At 72.3% G+C, this 22,086-nt stretch carries 13 protein-coding genes; 2 read left to right on the top strand and 11 right to left on the bottom strand.

Features of this window, described 5'->3' with window-relative positions; translation table 11 throughout:
• Nucleotides 1-90: 90 nt before the first annotated feature.
• Genes K311_RS0111385 through K311_RS0111355 form a run of 7 tightly spaced genes read right to left on the bottom strand, consistent with a single transcriptional unit; the run spans nucleotide 91 to nucleotide 9,096 of the window.
• Nucleotides 91-1,542 carry a sulfite reductase subunit alpha gene (locus K311_RS0111385; protein WP_245570658.1) on the bottom strand — a complete coding sequence of 484 codons (1,452 nt, stop codon included), beginning with the start codon at nucleotides 1,540-1,542 and terminating at the stop codon, nucleotides 91-93.
• Entirely contained in the window at nucleotides 1,539-2,618 is a 1,080-nt protein-coding gene (locus K311_RS0111380; protein WP_081683426.1) for an FAD:protein FMN transferase, read from the bottom strand. The genes K311_RS0111385 and K311_RS0111380 overlap by 4 nt, the downstream gene beginning before the upstream one ends.
• 4 nt (nucleotides 2,619-2,622) lie before the next feature.
• Nucleotides 2,623-3,429: a DUF4198 domain-containing protein gene (locus tag K311_RS0111375; protein ID WP_026817414.1), complete on the bottom strand. Its 807-nt coding sequence runs from the start codon at nucleotides 3,427-3,429 to the stop codon at nucleotides 2,623-2,625.
• A gap of 11 nt (nucleotides 3,430-3,440) precedes the next feature.
• The gene (locus K311_RS16655; RefSeq protein ID WP_043797704.1) at nucleotides 3,441-3,965 is read right to left on the bottom strand and encodes a DUF2271 domain-containing protein; all 525 of its coding nucleotides are present in this window, start codon (nucleotides 3,963-3,965) and stop codon (nucleotides 3,441-3,443) included.
• Between the two features lie 16 nt (nucleotides 3,966-3,981).
• Nucleotides 3,982-4,608 carry a PepSY-associated TM helix domain-containing protein gene (locus tag K311_RS0111365; protein WP_026817413.1) on the bottom strand — a complete coding sequence of 209 codons (627 nt, stop codon included), beginning with the start codon at nucleotides 4,606-4,608 and terminating at the stop codon, nucleotides 3,982-3,984.
• On the bottom strand, nucleotides 4,608-6,752 hold the full coding sequence (locus K311_RS0111360) for a TonB-dependent receptor domain-containing protein (protein WP_026817412.1): 2,145 nt from the start codon (nucleotides 6,750-6,752) through the stop codon (nucleotides 4,608-4,610). The genes K311_RS0111365 and K311_RS0111360 overlap by 1 nt, the downstream gene beginning before the upstream one ends.
• 10 nt (nucleotides 6,753-6,762) lie before the next feature.
• A complete protein-coding gene (locus K311_RS0111355) occupies nucleotides 6,763-9,096 on the bottom strand; it encodes a TonB-dependent receptor (protein ID WP_051240028.1) in 2,334 nt (777 codons plus the stop codon).
• A 134-nt stretch (nucleotides 9,097-9,230) separates the two neighbouring features.
• Here K311_RS0111355 and K311_RS0111350 point away from each other — a divergent pair, with 134 nt between their 5' ends.
• A complete protein-coding gene (locus K311_RS0111350) occupies nucleotides 9,231-11,021 on the top strand; it encodes an autotransporter assembly complex protein TamA (protein WP_051240026.1) in 1,791 nt (596 codons plus the stop codon).
• Nucleotides 11,018-14,818: a translocation/assembly module TamB domain-containing protein gene (locus tag K311_RS0111345; RefSeq protein ID WP_026817409.1), complete on the top strand. Its 3,801-nt coding sequence runs from the start codon at nucleotides 11,018-11,020 to the stop codon at nucleotides 14,816-14,818. Before K311_RS0111350 ends, K311_RS0111345 begins: the two co-directional genes overlap by 4 nt.
• Nucleotides 14,819-15,622: 804 nt before the next feature.
• Here K311_RS0111345 and K311_RS0111340 read toward each other — a convergent pair.
• From K311_RS0111340 to mnmG, 4 genes are all read right to left on the bottom strand, one after another.
• Complete coding sequence (locus tag K311_RS0111340) at nucleotides 15,623-17,449, bottom strand: autotransporter domain-containing protein (RefSeq protein WP_026817408.1); 1,827 nt, start codon at nucleotides 17,447-17,449, stop codon at nucleotides 15,623-15,625.
• 76 nt (nucleotides 17,450-17,525) lie between these two features.
• Nucleotides 17,526-18,827 carry a hypothetical protein gene (locus K311_RS18460; RefSeq protein WP_154659544.1) on the bottom strand — a complete coding sequence of 434 codons (1,302 nt, stop codon included), beginning with the start codon at nucleotides 18,825-18,827 and terminating at the stop codon, nucleotides 17,526-17,528.
• Nucleotides 18,828-18,883: 56 nt separating this feature from the next.
• On the bottom strand, nucleotides 18,884-19,450 hold the full coding sequence (locus K311_RS17820; RefSeq protein ID WP_051240021.1) for a DUF2062 domain-containing protein: 567 nt from the start codon (nucleotides 19,448-19,450) through the stop codon (nucleotides 18,884-18,886).
• A 4-nt stretch (nucleotides 19,451-19,454) separates the two neighbouring features.
• Nucleotides 19,455-21,344 (bottom strand): tRNA uridine-5-carboxymethylaminomethyl(34) synthesis enzyme MnmG, encoded by a 1,890-nt coding sequence (mnmG, locus tag K311_RS0111325; protein ID WP_026817407.1) that lies wholly within the window; start codon nucleotides 21,342-21,344, stop codon nucleotides 19,455-19,457.
• Nucleotides 21,345-22,086: the final 742 nt, after the last annotated feature.

The following is a 22,086-nucleotide window of genomic DNA, read 5'->3' as shown; positions in this document are numbered from 1 at the left end:
GAGCGCCTTCAGGCGCGATCCCGAACCGCGCCGGCCCGGCCATCCGGATCCGGATCGCGCCTGAAGGCGCTCCTACAGGGGAAGGGGAGGTCAGTAGACGTCGCGGCGGTAGCGGCCTTCGGCCAGCATCGCCGCGATCTCCGCGTCGCCGAGGATCCCGCGCAGCGTCGCATCGACGCCCGGCGCCATGCCGGTGAGGCTGCCGCAGACGTAGACCGCGGCGCCGTCCTCGACCCAGGCCCGCAGTTCCGGCGCGCATTCGCGCAGGCGGTCCTGCACGTAACGCGGGCCGCCGAGGTCGCGCGACCAGACGCGGTCGAGGCGTTCGATCCACCCCTGGCTCCGCCAGACCTCGAGTTCGTCGCCGTGGAAGGCGTCGTGGGCGGCATGGCGCTCGCCGAACAGCAGCCAGTTGCGCCGGTGGCCGGCGGCGACGCGCGCCTTCAGCAGCGCGCGCAGGCCGGCCAGGCCGGTGCCGTTGCCGATCAGCAGCAGCGGGCGGTCGTCGGCCGGCGGATGGAAACCGGGATTGCTGCGCAGGCGCAGGTCGATACGGCCCCCGATCGGCGCGTAGTCGCACAGCCAGCCGGAACCGGCGCCGGGGCGGCCGTCGGGATGCCGCTGCAGGCGCACCAGCAGATGCACGGCGCCATCGGCCGGCAGCGAGGCGATCGAGTACTCGCGGTGCGGCAGCGGCGGCGCCTGTGGATCCGCCGGATCGCGCGGGCCGATCTCGGCGATGTCGCCGGCCTCCCACTGCGGCATGGCGCCCGGCGGCGGCGCGAGTTCGAGGTGGAAGCAGGGGCCGCCGGCGCTACCGGGATTCAGCAGGCGGCGCGCGCGCAGCGTCCACGCCGCGTAGGCCGGCGCTTCCCAGTCGGCCATCTCGCCGCCGGTGAGCTGGCGCAGATGGTGCTGCCAGTGGCGCAGGGCGCCGGGGTCGCCGTCGTCGACGTCGATGCGGTCGAACAGCGGCGTCGCGCCCTGCTGCTGCAGCCAGTGGTCGAGCTGGCGACCGAACGCGCAGAACTCCGCATAGCTGCGGTCGCCGAGCGCGAGCAGGCCGTACTGCAGCGGCGCCAGCGACGGCGCCGCCGCCATCACCCGCTGCAGGAAGGCGGCGGCGGTGTCGGGCGCGTCGCCCTCGCCGGTGGTCGCGGCGATGAACAGCAGCCGCGGATGCTCCGCGAGCGTCGCGGCATCGAGGTCGGCGATCGCCAGTGGCCGCGCCGGCAAGCCGGCCCGCGTCAGTGCCTCGGCCGTGCGCTCGGCGAGCTGCAGCGCGAAACCCGTCTGGCTGGCATGCACGACCGGCATGACATCGGTGGCGACGGCGGCCGTGCGCCGCGCACGCCGCCGGTGCACGGCAAGCACCACCGCGCCGGCATAGCACGCGACCAGCACGATCGCGGCGGCGAGCCGTGCCGGCGCCGGCGCGGTCCAGGCCCAGGGCTGCGCCTGCCAGGCAGCGAGCGCCAGCGCCGCGGCCAGCAGCAGCACGCCGACCGCGAGATTGCCGGCGAGGGCGCGCAGGTCGGTCACCGCGGCAGCACCGCCGCGAAGGCCGGGGTCGCGCGTTCGACCAGGCGATCGCCCTCGCGCACGACCAGCAGCGCCGCGAGCCCGCGCGCCTCCGCCCATGCATAGCCGGCATCGGCGCCGAGCGCGGTGATCGCCATCGCCAGCGCGTCGGCCTGCATGCATTCGGGATGCAGCACGGTGACCATCGCCAGCCGGCTGTCGACCGGCACACCGGTGCGCGGATCGAGGTGATGCGAATAACGCGCGCCGTCGCGCACGAAGAAGTTGCGGGCATCGCCGGAGTTGCCGATCGCCATGTCGCGCAGCGGGATCGCCGTGAGCAACGCCGCCGCATCGTCGGCACCGGCGGTGAGGTCGAGCGGCGGCCGCTCGATGCCGACTGTCCATGGCGCACCGCCTCGCGTGCCGGCCGCGCGCAGCTCGCCACCGAGTTCGATCAGGAAATCGGCGAAGCCTTCGGCCTGCAGCCGCCGCGCCACCTGGTCGACGCCGAAGCCGGTGGCGATCGAGGACAGGTCGAGACCGACACCGCCGGGCTGCCCCAGCTCACGCGTCGCCGGATCGAAGGCGAGGCGCTGCCAGCCGACGCGGGCGCGCGCGGCGGCGATCTCGTCTTCCGGGGGCGGCGCCGAGCGCCGCCCCGCCGGGCCGAAGCCCCACAGGTCGACCAGCGGCCCGATCGTCGGGTCGTAGGCGCCGCCGGTGTCGCGCGCCAGTTCGAGGGCCGCCGCCAGCACGTGGGCGAACCCGGGCGCCAGCACCTGCACGCTGCCGGCCGGGGCGCGGTTGAAGCGGCTGATGTCGGAATCCGCTTCCCAGGGACTCATCTGCGCGACGACGCGGTCGAGCTCCTGCTGGATCGCCCGCTGCAGCCGCGCGCGCGTCGCGTCGTCGAGGTCGGCGGCGAGCTTCACCGTCCAGACGCTGCCCATGCTCTCGCCCTGCAGCGTCGCCGGCGCCGGCGGCAACGAGGCGCAGCCGGCGAGCAGCGCTGCCAGCAACAGGCACGCGGAAACGATGAACCACCGCGGCCGGCGCCGGTCCGTCGCGTCCGGCCGCGGGGAAAGGGCGCGCATCGACTTACTGCGGCAGCACTTCCAGGGTCACGACGTAGCTGGCGCGGCGCTGGCTCGCCTGCGGCAGCGATGCCTTGTCGTCCTGCAGCGTCGCTTCGAGCCAGTACATGCCCGGCGCCGGCCAGGTGATGCGGAATTCGCCGTCGGCGCCGGTGCGCACGACGATCTCGTCCTGGCCGTCGCGGTAACGCTGGGCGCCGCGGATCGCGGTGACCTCGAGGTCGGCCGCCGGCGCGCCGTCGATCAGCAGGCGGAAGCGCGCTTCCTCGCCGGCGTACAGGTCGTTCGGATGCGTGACCGGCTGCAGCTCGAGGCCGACACCGGTCGGCGCGAACACCGCCGTCGTCGGCGCGCCGGCGGTCACATAGGTCTCGTTGCGGCCGGCGGACTGTACGACCTGCAGCTTCTCGGCATTCGCCGGCACCTCGCGCGCGAACGCCTCGGCATGGCCGCGCCAGCGCTTCGGCTGGCCGTTCTCCTCCCAGCTCGCGAACAGGCCCTGGTTCACCGAAGCGATGCGCCAGGTACCGTCCTGCACCAGCTGCAGGTCGAATACCGTGCGCAGCTGGCCCGTCTGCAGGTTCTGCGCCGGCACCGTGCTGCCGTCGGGCGCGGTGATCCGCAGCGATTCGGCGCGCAGCGGCACGTGGTTGAAATGGAACAGGTCGTTGGAGACCGCGGCATCGACGGTGATCCAGTCGTTCGACGACAGCACCGTCGCCGAAGGATGCAGCCAGGCCTTGTGCGCCTGGGCGGCGAACGGCAGCGCGGCGGCGAGCACCAGCGTGGCGAGCTTCAGTGACGTCTTCATGCGCGGAGTCCTCAGGGGGTGATGTCGAGAGTGATCTTGCCGAGCTCGCTGCCGCCGGCGGCCTCCGCGTGCTGCGCCGCGCTGCCCGGCCAGGCGAAGTCGAGCTGCAGCAGTTCACGGCCGCCGACTTCGCGCGCGGCTTCGACCACCAGGCGGTAGTCGCCGGCGGCGAGGCTCGCGAACGGGCCGCTGCGATCGTCGAAGCGCAGCGTGTGCCGGCCGGCCGGCCGGGTCGCGCCGCTGACGCCGTCGACGGGGAATTCCTGGGCACGGCCGCTGCGCCGCCACCACTGGCGCACGTCCTTGAGCCACTTGCGGCCGTCCTCGCGGCCGTTCTCCTGCTGGTACCAGTGCGCGAGGTCGGCGACGACCTGGCCGTCGGCGGTCTCGAGCCAGACCGCGACGTAGGGGCGGTGGTATTCGGCGACGTCCAGGCGCGGGATCTCGACCTCGACGCGCACATCGGCCGCGGCGGCGTTGCCGGCGGCGAATGCGGCCGCGAGCGCGGCGGCGGACAGCAGGAACTTCCGGGACATGGGCTTCTCGCTCGGGTCAGTGGATGAAGATCAGGGCCAGCACCGCCGGCAGTACCAGGCCGAGGCCGACCATCGGCCAGGTCGAGGGCCGCTGCCGCGCATGCAGCTGCAGCAGGAACAGACCGGTGACGGTGAACACGATGCAGGCCAGCGCGAACACGTCGATGAACCACACCCAGGCCGCGCCGGTGTGGCGGCCCTTGTGCAGGTCGTTGAAGTAGGCGATCCAGCCGCGGTCGGTGCGCTCGTAGACCAGCGCGCCGGTATCGCGGTCGATGCTCAGCCAGGCATCGCCGCCGGGGCGCGGCAGCGACAGGTAGATCTCCTCCGCGCTCCATTCCGCCGCACCCGCGCCGGTGCGCACGTCGAGCGCGTCGGCGATCCAGTCGCGCAGCGCCGGCGGCAGCGGTGCCTGCACATCGTCTTCGACGGCGATATCGGCGAAAGACCGCAGCAGTTCCGCCGGCACGGTCGCGCTCCGTTCGGTCACCGCCGGACGCGCCGGGATCTGCCCGGCGTGGTTCAGGGTGATGCCGGTGATGCTGAAGCCGAGCATCGCGACCAGGCACACCGCGGCACTGATCCAGTGCCACTGGTGCAGCTGTTTCAGCCACCAGGCGCGACGGCGCGGATCCACGGGCATCAGAAGTCCATATTGACCGACAGCCAGAGCCGGCGGCCGTCCTCGTTGTTGACGTAGGTGTTGCTGTAGGCGACCTCGCCCGTCGCCGGATTGCTGACGTAGGGCCGGTAATCGATGAAGTCGCGGTCGAGCAGATTGTAGATCGCGGCGCCGAAGCGAAGGCGCTCGTTCACCCGGAACTGGGCACCCAGATGGAAGACCGAGTACGCCGCGTAGTCGCCGAGCTGGTCCTGGGCCGGGCCGACGCCGCGGTAGCGCGCGCTGCGGTATTCACCGCGCAGGTAGAACGACCACGCCGCGTCGGGTCGCCACTCCAGCGCACTGTTGAGCATCCGCGCCGGGGTATTGGTCAGCGGCTGGCCGGCGGCGGCGCCGGACTTCTGCTCGCTGTCGGTGTAGGTGAAGTTCGCCGACCACGACCAGACGTCGGCGAAGGGCAGGCGCAGCGAGAACTCGCCGCCGCGGGTCACCGCCTCGTCGATGTTGACGCTCTGCCCGAAGCTGTCGACCAGCGGCCACCAGCCGACGTCGACACAGCCCGGACGGTTCGGCGAGGCCGCGAACGTACAGTTCGGCACCGGCACGCCGGTGGCGATCTTGTCCTCGAAGGTGTTGTGGAACAGGCCCGCGCTGGCGCTGAAGCCGTCGTCGGCCGCGTAGTACACACCGATCTCGGCGGTGCGGCTGGTTTCCGGCTTCAGGCCCGGGGTACCGATCAGCGGCAGCCGGCCCTGCTGGCCGAAACCGTTGATGCCCTCGGCCAGCTGTTCCAGCCGCGGCGTCTTGTAACCCTGGCTGACGCCGCCCTTGACCACCCAGTGCGCCGAAACGTTCCAGACCAGGTAGGCGCGCGGGCTCAGCTGCGAACCGAAGGTGCTGTGGTCGTCGTGGCGCAGGCCCAGGGTCAGGTTGAAGTCCTCGTGGAAGCGCCATTCGTCTTCCGCGAACAGCGCCCATTGCGTGAACGCGAACGGCGCCGGCGCGACGCCGTCGACCATTTCCGCGTCCCAGTGCTGGCCACCGACCGACAGCGTGTGGTCGGCGAAGCCGGTCACCGCCTTGAGGTCGAACACCCGGTTCTGTGTTTCGAGCCGTCGAGGCGCGCCCGCGCCCGGCACGCCCGGCGGGATCAGCCGGCCGATGGTTTCGGTGCGGCTGTCCATCCAGCTGGCGTCGACGGTCACCGCCTCGAAGCGGCCGGTCCACGCCAGCGTCGCCTGGTCGCGGTCGTAGCGCTGTTCCTCCGCATAGCCGCCACTGCCGAGCGTGCCGACCTGGCCGGCGCGGTTGTCGTACTTCTGCCGGTTCGTCGTCGCCTCGAGCCAGAGGTCGTGGTAGTCGCCGGCGCGCAGGCTCAGGCGGGCGCCGAGGTTGAAGTTGTCGTAGGCGACCGGATTGCCGCCCATCCACGGGAAGACTTCGTCGCCGTCGTCCTCGACATACGTGATGTCGGTCGGGCGGCGGGTGAAGTAGCCGCCCCACAGCGCCAGGCCGAGGCGGTCGGCGGAGAGCGGGCCATTCGCGTAGAAGGTCGCGCTGCCCATGTCGCCGAATTCGCCGTGCTGCTGCACGGTGAGGTCGGCGCCGACGCTGCCGCCCCAGTCGTCGGCGACCTTGCGGGTGATGATGTTGACCACGCCGCCCATCGCATCCGAACCGTAGAGCGTCGACATCGGGCCACGGATCACCTCGATGCGCTCGATCGCCGACAGCGGCGGGATGAAGTTGTTGGCGGTGCCGCCGAAACCATTGGGGGTGACGTTGCCGGCGGCGTTCTGGCGGCGGCCGTCGATCAGGATCAGCGTGTACTCGGCCGGCATGCCGCGGATCGCGATGCTCGGCGCACCGGTCTTGTCGACGGCATCGCCGACGTCGACGCCTTCGACGTCGGCCAGCGCCTCGGCGAGGCCGTGGTAGGGCTTCGCCTCGAGTTCGGCGCGGGTGATGATCGAGATGCTCGCCGGCGCCTCGCGGATCACCTGCGCGAAGCCGGCGGCGGTGACGACGATCTCGTCGAGTTCGGTCGTGTCGCCCGCCGGATCCGGCGCGGCCTGGGCCGCGCTGGCGAGGGCGAGCAGCAGGGCGGCCGGCAGGCGCGCCGTTGTCGCCCGCCCGCGGGACGGATTCCTGGTTCCGGTGGTCATCGGTGGAAGGTCAGAAGAGCCAGTTGGCGGTGAGCGTCACCGAGCGCGCCTCGCCGGGGGTGGCCCAGCCGTTGTTGCGCACGCGGGTGAAGTATTCGGCGTCGGTGAGGTTGTCGATGTTCAGCTGCAGGGTCAGGCGGTCGCCGGCCTGCCAGGCGACCATCGCCCGGTGCGTGGTGTACGAAGGCACGTCGGGATAGGCGCCGCGGCCGCCGTTGAAGCTGCCCTGGTAGGTGATGCCGTAGCCGATGGTCCAGGCGTCGGAGACGGCATAGGTCGTCCACAGGCTGGCGGCGCGTTCCGGGGTGTTCTCGATGCGGTCGCCGCGGGTCGGGTCGGGATCGGCCGGGGTATTGCCGCAGGCGCCGGTGCCGGGGTTCGCCAGGCATTCGTCGGAGACGCCCTGCAGCACCTCGCTGTCGAGCCAGGTGGCGTTCGCGAAAACCGACCAGCGCTCGCCGAGGTTGCCGGCGAGGCCGAGGCTCACGCCGTCGACGCGGGCGCGGCCGTCGTTCTGCTGCTCGATCTCCAGCCCGCTCACCGGGTCCCAGGCGCGCACGCGATAGTTCTCGCGCTCGTTGCGGAACGCCGAGGCGGTGAGCGCCAGGTGGCCGTCGAGCAGTTCCCACTTGGTGCCGAGCTCGACCAGCCCGGATTCTTCCGGATCGGTCGCGCAGGTCAGCGCCGTGCAGCTGCCGTTGGCGGCGGCGCGCGACGGCACCAGCGCGTTCGACCACGCCAGGTAGATCGTGCCCTGCGCCGCCGGCTTGAAGACGACGCCGGCGCGCCACGAGAACAGGTCCTCGTCGGTCTCGAAGCGGGTGTCGGCGGTGACCGTGCCGTCGGCGGCGAAGGTGCGCACGCGCAGGTCGCCGTCGACGTTCTCCCAGCGCGCGCCGAGGTTCACGTGCCAGCGGCCGGAGAACTTCAGGGTGTCGAATACGTACAGCGCGGTGGTGTCGAGCGACCCTTCGGTGCGGCCGCTGCGGATGTAGTTCAGCGGGCCGGTGTACACATTGTCCGGATCGGCAAGATCCATCACCGGATACACCGGCGTGCTGCCGTCGGCGTTGCGCTGCACGTTGCCGTTGTCGAGCGCGTAGTCCTCGCGGTTCAGCGACACGCCGGCGACCAGCGCGTGCTCGACGCCGCCGGTGGAAAAGTCGACGACCAGGTCGGTCTGGCTGGCCAGCTGGGTGGTGTCGGTGTCGCGCAGGGTGCCGCGCGGACCGCTCGGCTGGTACTGGCCCGGCAGCAGGCCGCCGGTGCAGGCACCACCGGTGGCCGGGTTGATGCCGTCGACGGTGCAGAACGTGCCCTGCGGCGGATTGACGATCAGGTGCTGCGAGATGTCGGACCAGCGCAGCAGCGAGCGCAGCGTCGCCGCGTCGGAGAAGTCGTGCTCGAGCACCGCGGTGGCGATGTCGGCGTCGACTTCCTGGGTGTCGACGTTGCGGTAGCCGTAGTAGGCATCCATGCGCGCGCCGGCCGGCAGGCCGCCGACGAGCGGGAAGTACGGCACGCCGTACTGCGGCACGTTGTCGTCGCGCTGCACGAACGCCGACAGCGTCAGCCGGGTGTCGCCGTCGAGGTTGAAGCCGAACGACGGCGCCACGCCCCAGCGCTCGAAGCGCTCGTGGTCGCGGCCCGGCACGTCGTTGCGGTGGACCATCGCGTTCAGGCGCAGCGCCTCGCCGTCGCCCAGCACCCAGTTCGAATCGACCGTCGCGCGGCCGTAGTCGTCGCTGCCGGCGCCGAGCTGCAGCTGGTGGAACTCGGCCAGCTGCGCCGCCTTGCTCACGAGGTTGATGTTGCCGCCGACCGCGCCGGCGCCGGAGTGCACCGAGTTGGCGCCGTTCACCAGCTCCAGCGACTCGAGGTTGAAGTTGTCGGTGCGCGAGTATTGCGCCGCGTCGCGCACGCCGTCGACGGTGATGTCGGCGTTGGCGTTGAAGCCGCGCAGGTTGATGCTGTCGCCATAGCCGCCGCCGCCTTCGCCGGCGCCGAAGGTGATGCCCGGCAGGGTCGACAGGATGTCGTTGAGCGACAGCAGGCCCTGCTGGTCCATCGTCTGGCGGTCGACGACGGTGATCGTCTGCGGGGTGTCGAGCAGCGGCTCGGTGTACTTCACGCTGCTCGGGCCGTCGACGCGGTCGCCGGTGACCTCCACCCCGTCCAGGCGGGTGGCGCGGTCGGCGCCGTCGGGGGCCAGCCCGGCGTAGGCCTCGTCCCAGGTTCCAGTGGCGGCGAAGGCCGGTACGGCGGCGCCGGCCAGGGCGGCGGCGATCGAGAGGCACACGAGGCGACGCGCCGGCGCGCGGCCGGCAGACGGGACGGAAGGCATGGGGAAACCCTTGTTGTTGTTGTTCGCTCGGTCGGGGCGACTGGCTAATGCGAATCAATCTTATTGGCATGCCACCCGAATGACAAGAACCTTTCTCATCTGGAGCAACCACCGCAGCGGTTATCCTGCTGCCGATGCCGTCCCCCGCCCCCGCCCCCGCCTCCGCCCCGGCCGCCGTCGCCCTCGTCCTCCTGCTGGCGCCGCTGCCGGCCGCCGCGCTGGAACTGCGCACGGTCGAGGTCCGTGGGCTGGAGGACGAGGCGATGCTCGACAACGTCGACGACGCCCTGTCCCTGCAGCGCCTGAACCCGGCCCGCCGCCGCCAGCTCACCGAAAGCCGCCTGGCCTTCCTGCTGCGGCAGGCCCCTGACGAGGCCCGGCGGGCGCTCGAACCATTCGGCTACTACGACCCGGTGGTCACCCCGGAGGTGGTCCGCGACGGCGACGCGGTCGATGTCGTCGTCACCGTCGACCCCGGTGAACCGGTGCGGGTGGCCGCGCACGACCTGCACCTGCTCGGCGCCGCCGGCGGGGACGCGGCCCTGCAACGCCGCCTGCAGCGCTTCCGCCCGGGCATCGGCCAGCCCTTCCACCACGGCCAGTACGAGGACAGCAAGGCGGCGATCGACCGCGCGCTGGCCGAACGCGGCTATTTCGACGCCGAACAGACCGTGCACGAGGTCCGGGTCACCCGCGCCGACCACCGCGCCGACATCGCCCTGACCTGGACCAGCGGCGAGCGCTACCGGCTCGGCGAGGCGCATTTCAGCGGCCATCCCTTCGTGCCCGAGCTGCTGGAGAAGCTGGTGCCGTGGACGCCCGGCGAACTGTTCGACCAGGGCGAACTGCTGCGCCTGCACACCTCGCTGGCCGAGCTCGACTACTTCGGCGCGATCGACATCCACGCCGAACCCGGGAACGCCGGCGCCGATCGCCAGGTGCCGATACGGGTCGAGCTGGCGCCGGCCAGGCGCGACATCTGGAGCGCCGGCGTGCGCTACGGCACCGACACCGGCCTGGGCCTGACCGGCGGCCTGGAGCGGCGCTGGGTGAATGCGCGTGGGCACAAGCTGCGTGCCCAGGCCAGCCTCGCCGAGCGCCGCAACGACCTCAGCGCGCAGTACCGGATCCCGGCCTTCACCTGGCTCGACGGCTGGTACACCTTCGGCCTGAGCCTGCGCCAGGAACAGATCGACGGCCTCGACACCGAACTGCTGGAAGTGGTCGGCGGCCGCAGCGGCAAGCTCGGCGACTGGACCCTGAGCGCGGCGCTGAACCTGCGCCGCGAGCGCTGGGCCGACTTCAGCACCGGCTTCGAGACCCGCTACAGCTCGCTGGTGTTCCCGTCGCTGCTGGCGCAGTGGTCGGAGAGCGACGACATCCTCTACCCGCGCAACGCCCGCGCCCTGACCGTCGAGCTGCGCGCCGGCCACACCGGCATCGGCTCCGACATCGATTTCGTGCAGCTGCGCGCCGAAGGCCGCTGGATCCACGCCTTCGGCCGCCGCGACCGCCTGCTGCTGCGCGCCGAGGCCGGCACCACGCTCAGCGACGACTTCGCGGCCTTCCCGCCGTCGCTGCGCTTCTACGCCGGCGGCGACCGCAGCGTGCGCGGCTACGGCTGGCGCGAGATCGGCGAATCGGTGACCGACCCGGCCGACCAGCGCCGCTACGTGCTCGGCGGCAAGCACCTGTTCGTCGCCAGCGTCGAGTTCGAGCGCATGTTCAACCGCTCCTGGGGCGGCGCGGTCTTCGTCGACGCCGGCAGCGCCTGGGACGAGGCGTTCGACGTGCAGCCGGCGGCGGGCATCGGCCTGCGCTGGCGCTCGCCGGTCGGGCCGGTGCGCATCGACATCGCGCACGGTTTCGGCGACCAGGCGCAGGGCGCGATCCAGCTGCACCTGAACATCGGGCCGGACCTGTGAACGCCGCGAACACCGCCCCCGCCCCTGCCCCGCGGCCGCCGCGCAGCCGCCTGCGCCGTGGCCTGAACTGGGCGGCGGTCTTCGTCGGCGGCGTGCTGGTACTGGCCTGCGCGCTGCTGTTCTGGCTGCTGGCGACCACCGGTGGCCGCGACACCCTGCTCGGCCAGATTGTTTCCCGGCTGCCACCCGGGGCGCTGCGCTGGGAATCCGCGGAAGGCGTCGTCAGCGGCCCGTTGGAACTGCGCGGCGTGGTCTGGGACCACGACGGCGTGGTCTTCCGTGCCGAGCGCCTGCTGCTCGACCCCGACCTGCTGCCGGTGCTCGGCCGCCGCCTGCAGCTCGACCGGCTCGAAGTCGAGGACGCCGAACTCGTGCTGCCGCCGGAGGCCGAACCCGCGCCGTTCACGCTGCCGACCTGGCCGGACCTGCTGCCGCGCCTGCCGATGCCCCTGGCCATCGACACCACGGTACTGGCGATCGACGGCCTCGCCGTGCGCCGCGGCGACGACGAGCTGGTCGACATCCGCCGCCTCGACGCCCGCGCGGTGCGCCTGCGCGACGACGGCTTCGAACTGGAGGAAGCACGGCTGGCGAGCGACCGCGGCGACGCCGTGCTGCGTGGCCACTACCGGCCGGCACGCCGCTTCGCCAGCGACCTGCAGGTCGACCTCAGGCTGCCGGCCGGCGACGGCACGACGGCGCCGGAACTGCACCTGCGCCTGCATGGCGACCTCGACAGCGCGCTGCAACTGGACATCGGCGGCGCCCTGCCGGAGCCGGTCGTGCTGCAGGCGGTCGTGCGCGACGGCGACAGCGACGCACCGCGCTGGACCCTGCGCGCCGATGTCGAGGGCCTCGACCCGGCGCTGCTCGACCCGACCGGCGAGCCTTCGGAAGCGACGCGCTGGCGCGGCCACCTGACCGTCGACGGGACCGGCGCCGCGCTCGACCTGCACGGCGACGTCGACCTCGGCGGCTTCGTCGCGGGCATCGCGCCTTCGCGCCTGGTGCTGGCCGAAACCGCGGTGACCGCCGCGCCGCTGGCGCTGGAACTGGCGCAGGGGCCGCTCGAAATCGCCGGCACCCTGGCCTTCGCCGATGCCGGCGTCGTCGACCTGCGCGCGACGACGCCCGGCCTGCACTTGCAGCCGGGGGATCCGGCGCAGCCCGCCGTCGACCTGGCCGGCAGCGCGAACGTGCAGGGCACGCTCGATGCCTGGACCCTGCAGGCCGAACTCGTCGCCGCGCGCGCCGGCCTGCGCGCCGAGGTCGTCGCCGCGGGCGAAGGCGACCGCGAGCACCTGCGCCTCGACACCCTGCGCGCGACGACCCCGGACGGCCGCCTCGACGGCAGCGGCGGCTACCGCTGGGCACCGGCACCGGAGATCGCGCTGGAGGCCGGCCTGGCGGGCTTCGACCCCGGCTTCTTCGCGCCCGACTTCCCCGGCCACGTCGACGGCCGGGCGCAGCTGCGCATGCAGCAGGACGCCGGCGGCGACTGGGCTGCCACGCTGCGCCTCGACGATCTCGGCGGCACGCTGCGCGAGCGCCCGCTCGCCGGCCACGTCCACGTCGACTGGCGGGGCGACCGCGGCGAGGGCGAGGCCGACCTGCGTCTGGGCGACTCGCAGCTGCGGGCGCGCGGCGTCTTCGGTGCGCGCTGGGACCTGGCGATCAGCGCGTCGCCGCTGCAGCTCGTCGACGCGCGTGGCGACCTCGCCGGCCGGCTCGAAGGCGATCTCCGCCTGCACGGCGCCAGCGCGGCGCTGGCGATCGACGCCGACCTGCAGGCGCAGGACCTGGCCTTCGGCGACCACCGCGCCACGGCCCTGCGCCTGGCCGGGACCCTGCCCGCCCGCGGCGGCGACGGCCAGCTCCGCCTCGATGGTGAAGGTCTCCAGCTGGCCGGCACCGCCGTCGAGCGCCTGCACGTCGAAGGCCGCGGCAGCCGCGCCGAACTGCAACTGGCCGCGGAAGCCGAAGCGGCCGCCGGCCGGCTGGCCCTCGCCGGCCTGCTCGTCGATGCCGCCGACGGCTGGCGCGGCCGCCTCGACCGCCTGCAGCTGGTCCCGCAGCGCGGACCGAGCCTGCGTCTGGAAGCACCAGCCGGCTTCCGGTTCGCGGGCGACCAGGTCCAGCTCGAGCGCACCTGCCTGCTCGCCTCCGACCCCGGCGGCCGCCTGTGCGCGCGCGCCGAGGGCCGCGTCATCGACGTCGACGGCGACGGTCTGCCGCTGGCGCTGGTCCAGCCCTGGCTGCCGGACGACACCGGCGTGGCCCTGCAGGCGGTCGGCACGCTCGACCTCGAGGGTCGGCTGCAGCAGACCGCCGCCGGCTGGGGTGGCCGCCTGACGCTCACGTCCGCAAGCGCCGGCCTGCGTCTGGCCGAGGACCTGGAGCGCGAAGTCTTCGGCTGGCGCGACCTCGTGCTCACCGCCGAACTGAGCCCGGACGGCGGCGGCCGCCTGCAGGCCGGGTTGCGCGCCGGCCTCGCCGACGACGGCAGCCTCGGCGCGGACCTCAGCGCCGGCCTCGCCGACGACGCGGCGCTCACCGGCGAGTTCAACCTCGACGTGCGCGACCTCACCTGGCTGGAACTGTTCTCGGAGGACGTCGCGGTACCGGTCGGCACGCTGAGCGGGCAGCTGCGCCTCGCCGGCACGCGCGCCACGCCGCTGCTGTCCGGCGATGCCCGCCTCGCCGGCTTCGCCGCCGAACTGCCGGCGCTGGGCGTGAAGCTGCACGACGGCGATATCCGCCTGACCGGCGCCCCCGACGGCAGCGTCGTGCTCGACGGCCGGGTGAGCTCGGGCGAAGGTGTGCTGCACGTCGGCGGCAGCCTCGATGTCGACGACGACACCGTGCCGCTGGTGCTCACGCTGCGCGGCGAGAATGTGACCCTGGCCAGCACCGCCGAGCTGTACGCGGTCGCGGCCCCGGACCTGGCGCTGCGCTGGCTGCCGGACCGGCTGGAAGTGCGCGGCTCGCTGACGGTGCCGGAAGCCCGAATCGACCTCGAGGCGCTCGACGGCAGCGTCGGCACCTCGGCCGACGTCATCGTGGTCGACCCGGTGGATCCGGCCGGGGAACGCAGCCGCCCGCTCGACCTGCAGTTCCAGGTGCGTCTCGGCGACGACGTGAAACTGCTCGGCTTCGGCCTCGACGGCCGCATCGCCGGCAACCTCGCGCTCAGCGAGCGCCCGGGCCGCCGCGCCACCGCTTCCGGCACGCTGACCGTCAGCGGCGACTACCGCGCCTACGGCCAGTCGCTGCGCATCACCCAGGCCCGCCTCGGATTCGCCGATTCGCCCTACGACGATCCGACCCTCGACATCCGCGCCGAGCGCGAGTTCGACAGCGTCACCGTCGGCGTGCAGGTGCGCGGCACCGCGCGCCGGCCGCAGACGACGATCACCTCGACGCCGGCGATGTCGACCAGCGAGGCACTGAGCTGGCTGGTGTTCGGCCGGCCGCTGCGCACCACGACCAGCGGCGAGAGCGAACAGCTCGGCGCCGCCGCGCTGGCGCTGGGCGCCGGCGGCAACCTCGTCGCCCAGCAGCTCGGCGCCAAGCTCGGCCTCGACGAGGCCGGTGTCGCCGATTCGCGCAACCTCGGCGGCGCCACGCTGACGGTCGGCAAGTACGTGTCGCCGCGGCTCTTCCTCAGTTACGGGGTGTCGCTGATCGGGACGGGGCAGGTCGTCACGCTCAAATACCTGCTCACGCGCGACTTCGACATCAGCATCGAATCCGGCGCCGAAAACGCCGCCTCCCTCAACTGGCGCCGCGAACGCTAGCCCCCGCTGCGGCTTGCGTGGCCGTCCGGCTGTTTTCCGGGCGGGCGCGACCGCAGCGACATCCGAGGCCGCGCCACCGCGCTGCATGCTCGTTACCTTGCCCCGCCGTCGCGAGCGCCATCCCTGGCCAGCTCAGGCGGGTGCGCTCCGGCATCCTGCCTCCGCTCAAGGCAACGACCATGCATCACGGCGGCGCCCCGATTTCCCCCGGCGGTCATCCCGCCCGGAAAACAGCCAGACGGCCACGCAAGAGCACGTGTACACCCGAACTCACGTCACCAGCCGAGCGAGCCGCCGTTCGGTCGTGACGACGCTCGCGATCGCGATGTCGCAAATCGTCCCGCGACACGCGAATGACGAACCGCGCGGACGAACGACCACAAGACTGCACGACGTTCCGGGCGCTGCTGCGCGTGCGCGCGAAGGCGCATGCGGACGGCGTTTCGCTTTGTCCTTCGCCTGCGGATCTCCCGCGCTTGCGGCCACGGCCGGGCATCGAGGCGTGGCGGCGCTGCGTGGCGGCTTCCGGCGAAGCCGTCGCCGGGTGACGCGATTCCGGGCCGGCCTCGTCGAGGGCCACGAGTCGCTTTCCGAGCCGCGAGGAGGAAACGAGCTCGTGGTCCTCGGCGAGGCCGGCGCGAGAACCCTCACCCCGGCGTCCGCATCCGCCGGAAGCTGCCCTGCAGCGCGGCGACGCCGCCGATGCACCGGAGCGGCCGCACGCGCGGGACGCACCACACGCGAAGGGCAAAGAGAAAGGCCGCCCGGAGGCGGCCTTTCCGATGAGACACGAACCCGCAGCGGTCAGAACGTGGTGCGCAGACCGATGCTGATGCTGGAGCGGTCCTGATCGTCGTTGCTGAAGATGCCGCTGTAGGACGCGAAGAAGGACGACGACTCGCCGAAGGCCCAGTTCAGGCCGAGGTCGGCGCTGATCCAGTCCTGGGTCGGGGTGAAGCCGGGCATCGTGAAACGACCGTTCATCGAGTTCGAACCGGCGTTGACCCAGATCTGGCCGTCTTCCGATTCCTCGTTGTGGGCGACGCGCAGGTACGGGCGCACCGTGCTGTTGCCGCCACCGAACAGCTGGTAGCCGAACGAGGTGACCATCGAGTCACGGCTGAACTCGGCGTAGTTCAGCGAGGTCGAGGTCGCCGCTTCCTCGGCGTAGCCGTCGATGTCCTGGTTCACCCAGCGGCCGGCGATGAACGGACCGTGCTGGAAGCCGCCGGGCTGGCCGAACAGCCAGCCGAGGCCGATCTCGGCATTCCACTGCGAGGCGCTCGTCGAGCCGCGCTCGGTGCGCACGGTGGCGCCCATCTCGATGAAGCGGCTGATGTCGATGTCGGTGCTGCCACCACCGATCGAGCCGCTGACCCAGCCGCCGCCGCCGAACTGCAGGGCGCCGTGCAGCGAGGCGATCACCGGCCGGCTGTCGAGGTTGGCACCGGCGATGTCGTTGTCGTGACGGCCCATCGTCAGCGCCGCGCCCCACCACGCGTTCTCGCTGATGCGCTGGTTGGCGCCGAGGGTCAGCGAGACGATGTCGGCGCTGCCGGCGCTCACGCCCGGCTGGCCTTCGAAGTCCTGCTCGCCGAACTGCGCGGTGGCGTAACCACGCACGCTGCCGACCTCGAGGTCGAGGGCGAAGTCGGCCATCAGCTCGTCGCTGACGGCACGCGAATGGTCGTCGGCCGCCTGCACGCCCGCTTCGCCGGCGTAGGAGACCTGGATCGGCGCGGCGATCGTCGAGACGACGACGCTGGCGAGGATGCGGTGCGCGTAACCGGTCGGATGCACGCCGTCGGCGAACAGCCAGGTGGCGCTGCCCGGGGCGTAGGTGTACGGCAGGCCGGAACCGGCCGGGCCGCAGGCCACCGAGCTCGAGCCGGCGCCGCAGGCCTGGCCGGTGACGTTGGTGAAGCCGTACAGCGACGGGTTCGCGACGATCTCCTCGATCAGCCCGAACGTGTTGATCGGGATGATGCCGTCGCCGAGCTGGGCGAGGCCGGTGTTCACCGCGGTGTTGTACAGGTAGGTGATCTGGGTGACCGCGGCGGCATTCGCCGTCGGACCGAACTGCGGGGTGATGCCGAGGTTCGGCAGGTTGTAGACGATCACGTAGTTGGCGCCGGCCGCCTGCAGGCGGGCGATCTGGCCGACGTAGGCCGAGGCCGCCGCCAGCGTGTTCGCCTGCGCATTCAGCGGATCCAGCGCGAGCGTCGCGAAGATGTCGTTGGCACCGCCCCAGATGCTGTAGAGCGCGTTCGGGTCGGCGCGGCCGCCGGTCAGGCCCAGGTACTGGTCGATCTGGGTCGGGATGCGCGGCACCGGGTTGAGGCAGGGGCCGACCGGATTCACGCAGGAACCGCCCCAGGCGAAGTTCGGACCACCCGCCAGCGACGGGCCGCCCGGCAGGCCGTAGGCGGCGGCGATCAGTTCGGCCGCGACCGCGTCCGGATTGGTCGTGAAGCTGTTGCCCGGCGGCAGGCCCTGGAACGCGGCGATGTTGCCGGAATCGCTGAGGCTGTCGCCGAACACGACGAAGCTGCTGAACTGCTGCGCCTGGGCAGTGCCGGCACAGGCGAGGGCGAGCGCGACGGCGCCGGCCAGACGGTGGAAGCGGGGCATCGGTAACTCCTTGTTGGGTCCCTGCGGAACCGCGTCACCTTAAAACAAAGCCCGAAACCGTACTAGCGGGTACGGCTCAGGGACGCACGCGGGCGCCGCGCAGGCGCGGCTTGCCGTCGACCACCTCGGTCCAAGCCAGCCACGCCGCGCCGTCGCGTACCTGCAGCCGCGGCACACCGGTGGCGCGGCCGCGGCCGGCGATGTCGGCGACCTTCACGCGCAAGGTTTCGCTACCGAGCGCGGGGTCGAAGCGCGCGAGCCACAGCGACTGCGCGCCGGCCTCTTCCTCGAGCCACGCGAACCAGACGCCGTCGGCATCCGCGGCGATGTCGACGCGGCCGAGCACATGCGCGCCGGCGGTCACCGTGCGCGGCGGCGCGAAGGTTTCGCCGTCGGCGCTGCGGGCGACGCGCAGCTCGGGCTCGCCGCCGGCTTCGGTGTACCAGCCGACCCAGGCAGTGCCGTCGCGGGCGGTCACCGCCGGCCCGTTCACCGGGCAGCCCGGGGTCACCCAGCCGTCGGCGTGCACCACGACCGGCGCGTCCCAGCGGCCGTCGTCGTTGCGGATCACGAGGATGTCGCGCACCTCGCCTTCGGCACGATCGCGCCACGCGAGCCAGACGGTATCGCCGTCGACCGCGCTGTCGGTCTGGCAGCAGTCGCAGGTGGCGGCGTCCAGGCGTACGTCGCCGAGCTTCGCGGCGCCGCGATAGCTGGCGGCGCGCAGCGTCATCGCGCGTTCGAGGCCGCCGCCTTCGCCGTGGCCGGCATGCGCGTCGGCGCCGTCGTGGCCGCTACCCGCGCGGGTTTCGCGGCCGTCGAGCCAGGCGATGCCGAGGCCGCCACCGGGGCGCGGCCACAGCGTCGCGAAGCCGTGTTCGGTCGCGGTGCCGTCGTCGTGCACCGGCCCCAGCGCCTGCCACGCGACGCCGTCGTCGCTGCGGAACAGGCGGGTGTCGTAGGCGTAGGTGGCGCTGCCGTTGCGCACCAGCACGTGCGCCCAGAGCGCGCCGTCGTCGGTGGCGAGCATCGACGGCACGTCGGCCCAGTTCACGAACCAGTCCTCGCCCGCCGCCGCGGTGGCGACGTCGCTCCAGCCGGCACCGGCGTCGTCGCCGCGATGGATCGCGTAGCGCAGCCGGTGGCCGTTGCCGAACGGCTCGAGCCAGCTCAGCAGCAGGCCGTTGTCGGAGGTGAGCGTGAGGTTGGGGGCGGAGGCGGTGGCCGGGGCGGGGAGTGGCCAGGGGGCGGGCTCGGCGGCGGCGGCTTCGGGGCTGTTGAGAAGGAAAAGTAAGGGATAACAAATAAGAAGTAGTGAGCGGGTGCGCGGCGAACGGGTCGCGGGCGCCTGCCACGTCATCGAATTTCTTTCTTTCATTCTCCCCCCCCCGGCGCGGCCGCGCCGCCCGCCTGCTACTTGCTGTTTGTTATCCACTACTTGCCTTCAGATTCAAACGCTCCCCCCGCCTCCGCCCGCACCCGCTCCCGAAACACCGCCGCCTCCCACGCACCAATCCGCCAGAGCACATCGAGCACGAGCGCAAACCCCAGCCCCGCCACGATGCCACCGATCACCAGCGCCGCGGCATGCGTGCGCGGATCGCCGCCGTCGCCGAGGTCGACGCCGGCGGCGCCGGCGAGCCAGGAACCGAGCGCCCAGGTCCCGGCGTAGATCGGCGCGATCGTCAGCGGGTTGACGACCATCTGCAGCGCCGTCATCACCGTGAGATTGCCGCGCAGCCACACCGCGAGCGCGAAGCCGAGCAGCAGTTGGAAGCCATAGGTCGGTAGCAGCGCCAGCACCGAACCGGCGTAGATCGACACCATCACCTCGCGGTGCCGGAACGACCACAGCCAGGGCCGCGCGCGGGCGGCGTCGGCGAAGCGGCGGATCACCGGGTAGCGGCCGACCGTGGCCCGCCGCGGCAGCCTGCGCAGCCAGCGGCGCAGGCGGCGCCGGCGCGCCAGCCGCCGCGCCTGCCAGGGACGGTGGGGCGTCACCGGTTCAGGCGACCTGGCGGCCGCGCTGCTTCGCCAGCCGCACCAGCAGCAGCGAGATCGCTGCCGGCGTCATGCCGGGAATGCGCTGCGCCTGGCCGATCGTTTCCGGACGCACGCGCGCGAGCTTGTCCTGCAGCTCGGCGGACAGGCCGGGCACGCCGGCGTATTCGAAATCGGCCGGAATGCGCGTCGCCTCGTGCCGGCGCTGGCGCTCGATCTCCTCGCGCTGGCGCTCGACGTAGCCGGAATACTTCACGCCGATCTCGACCTGCTCGGCGACCGCGGCATCGGCCACCGCCGGCTGCAGCGCGGGCAGCGCGGTGATCGTGGCGTAGTCCAGCTCCGGCCGCTTCATCAGGTCGAGCGCGGTCGCTTCGCGGCTCAGCGTCACGCCGGTCGCGGCCTCGAGGTCGCGCGCGGCCGGCGAACCGGGACTGATCCAGATCGCCTGCAGGCGCGCGCGCTCGGCCTCGACCGCGTCGCACTTGCGCGCGAACGCCGCCCAGCGTGCGTCGTCGACGACACCGAGCTCGCGCCCGACCGGGGTCAGGCGCGCATCGGCATTGTCCTCGCGCAGCTGCAGCCGGTATTCGGCGCGGCTGGTGAACATGCGATAGGGCTCGGTGGTGCCGTGGGTGACGAGGTCGTCGACCAGCACGCCGAGATAGGCCTCGTCGCGGCGCGGGCACCAGGCCTCGCGCTGCTGCACGAAGCGCGCGGCATTCAGGCCGGCGAGCAGGCCCTGCGCCGCCGCTTCCTCGTAGCCGGTGGTGCCGTTGATCTGGCCGGCGAAGAACAGGCCGGCGACCGACTTGGTCTCCAGCGAGGCCTTCAGCCCGCGCGGATCGAAATAGTCGTATTCGATCGCGTAACCCGGGCGGGTGATGTGCGCGTGCTCGAAGCCGCGGATCGAGCGCACGAGCTCCAGCTGCACGTCGAAGGGCAGCGAGGTCGAGATGCCGTTCGGATAGATCTCGTGGGTGTCGAGTCCTTCCGGCTCGATGAAGATCTGGTGCGAGGCCTTCTCGGCGAAGCGCACGACCTTGTCCTCGATCGACGGGCAGTAGCGCGGGCCGACGCCTTCGATCACGCCGGAATACATCGGCGAGCGGTCGAGCGCGCCGCGGATGATCTCATGCGTGCGCTCGCTGGTATGGGTGATCCAGCACGAGATCTGGCGCGGATGTTCGGCGGTGCTGCCGAGGAAGGAGAACACCGGCATCGGCGTGTCGCCGGGCTGTTCGGCGAGGCCGGTGTAGTCGATCGTGCGGCCGTCGATGCGTGGCGGCGTGCCGGTTTTCAGGCGGTCGACCGCGAACAGGCCGTCGCCGGCGCGGTCGCGCAGGCGCTGCGCCAGCGTCGTCGCCGGCGGGTCGCCGGCACGGCCGCCGGCGTAGTTCGTCAGGCCGACGTGGATACGGCCGGCGAGGAAGGTGCCGGCGGTCAGCACCACCGCCGGCGCGCGGAAGCTCAGCCCGCTCTGCGTCACCACGCCGGCGACGCGGTCACCCTCGATCAGCAGGTCGTCGACCGCCTGCTGGAACAGCTGCAGCTTCGGCTGGTTCTCGACGATCCGGCGGATCGCGGCCTTGTAGAGCACGCGGTCGCACTGGGCGCGGGTCGCGCGCACCGCCGGCCCCTTGCTGGCATTGAGCGTGCGCCACTGGATGCCGGCGCGGTCGGCGGCGCGCCCCATCGCCCCGCCGAGGGCGTCGATCTCGCGCACCAGGTGGCCCTTGCCGATGCCACCGATCGCCGGGTTGCAGCTCATCTGCCCGATCGTCTCGATGCTGTGCGTCAGCAGCAGCGTGCGCGCGCCGGCACGCGCCGCGGCGAGCGCAGCCTCGGTACCGGCATGCCCCCCGCCGATGACGATGACGTCGTATTCCTGCATGACTCGATCCCTGGAACCGGGGTGATTATCGGTGACTGCGTCGCCTGCGCGGATCGGCGTGAAGACGACGTGCAGAGCTTGGCACGCTTCCTGCATTCCCAAGAGGGCACCTGCCACGGCCAACGCCGGGGGGCGTCGACCAGACTGAACAGGGGCTGGTCAGGCGCGTGGCAGGGTCGCCTGGGGCCGGCAATTCCGGGGGGAATTGCCGGCCCTTTTTTATTCTCGCCGCGAACGCGTGCCCGCGTCGCCTCGCGCAACGGTAAGCAGCGCTGTCGCCTCGACGGGCGTTGCGCGTCGTGCGTCGGTGGCGTGTCGGCGGTGCCGCGACTCGAAAAAAGTCGGCGCCCGGCGGGTCTTGGAACAGGGGGAATCCAGGGGACCTGATGCCGGGCGCCGAACAGGGTGCGCGCCAAAGGGGGGCGGCGCGCCAGCGTCACTTAGCGACGCATAAGGTCAGTTGGCGGCCCAAGAATGCGCCGCACGGATACGCTTCGCAATACGAAACGAGGCCATCGCGAGCCGCTCAGTCCTCGCGTTCCCGATTCTGTGACCCACGTCTCGTTTCACCTCCCGATTCACGCCGCGGCGGCTCGTAACGCGGCGTCGGTGCCGGCGCCGGCGTCGGCGTGGAGCGCGGTTCGTAGCGTGGTGTCGGCGCCGGTGTCGGTGCCGGACGCGGCTCGCTGCGCGGCTCGTAACGCGGCGTCGGTGCCGGACGCGGCTCGCTGCGCGGCTCGTA

Source organism: Arenimonas composti TR7-09 = DSM 18010 (assembly GCF_000426365.1).
Taxonomy (GTDB): domain Bacteria; phylum Pseudomonadota; class Gammaproteobacteria; order Xanthomonadales; family Xanthomonadaceae; genus Arenimonas; species Arenimonas composti.
Note: the sequence above shows the minus strand (reverse complement) of the source record. Positions and strands in the feature narration are given on the sequence as shown.

Coding starts and splice junctions, on each gene's coding strand:
- K311_RS0111365 (WP_026817413.1), bottom strand. CDS start 4,608: ATGCCCGTGGATCCGCGCCGTCGCGCCTGGTGGCTGAAACAGCTGCAC.
- K311_RS0111375 (WP_026817414.1), bottom strand. CDS start 3,429: ATGAAGACGTCACTGAAGCTCGCCACGCTGGTGCTCGCCGCCGCGCTG.
- K311_RS18460 (WP_154659544.1), bottom strand. CDS start 18,827: ATGAAAGAAAGAAATTCGATGACGTGGCAGGCGCCCGCGACCCGTTCG.
- K311_RS0111355 (WP_051240028.1), bottom strand. CDS start 9,096: ATGCCTTCCGTCCCGTCTGCCGGCCGCGCGCCGGCGCGTCGCCTCGTG.
- K311_RS0111350 (WP_051240026.1), top strand. CDS start 9,231: ATGCCGTCCCCCGCCCCCGCCCCCGCCTCCGCCCCGGCCGCCGTCGCC.
- K311_RS16655 (WP_043797704.1), bottom strand. CDS start 3,965: ATGTCCCGGAAGTTCCTGCTGTCCGCCGCCGCGCTCGCGGCCGCATTC.
- mnmG (WP_026817407.1), bottom strand. CDS start 21,344: ATGCAGGAATACGACGTCATCGTCATCGGCGGGGGGCATGCCGGTACC.
- K311_RS0111340 (WP_026817408.1), bottom strand. CDS start 17,449: ATGCCCCGCTTCCACCGTCTGGCCGGCGCCGTCGCGCTCGCCCTCGCC.
- K311_RS0111360 (WP_026817412.1), bottom strand. CDS start 6,752: ATGACCACCGGAACCAGGAATCCGTCCCGCGGGCGGGCGACAACGGCG.
- K311_RS0111380 (WP_081683426.1), bottom strand. CDS start 2,618: ATGCGCGCCCTTTCCCCGCGGCCGGACGCGACGGACCGGCGCCGGCCG.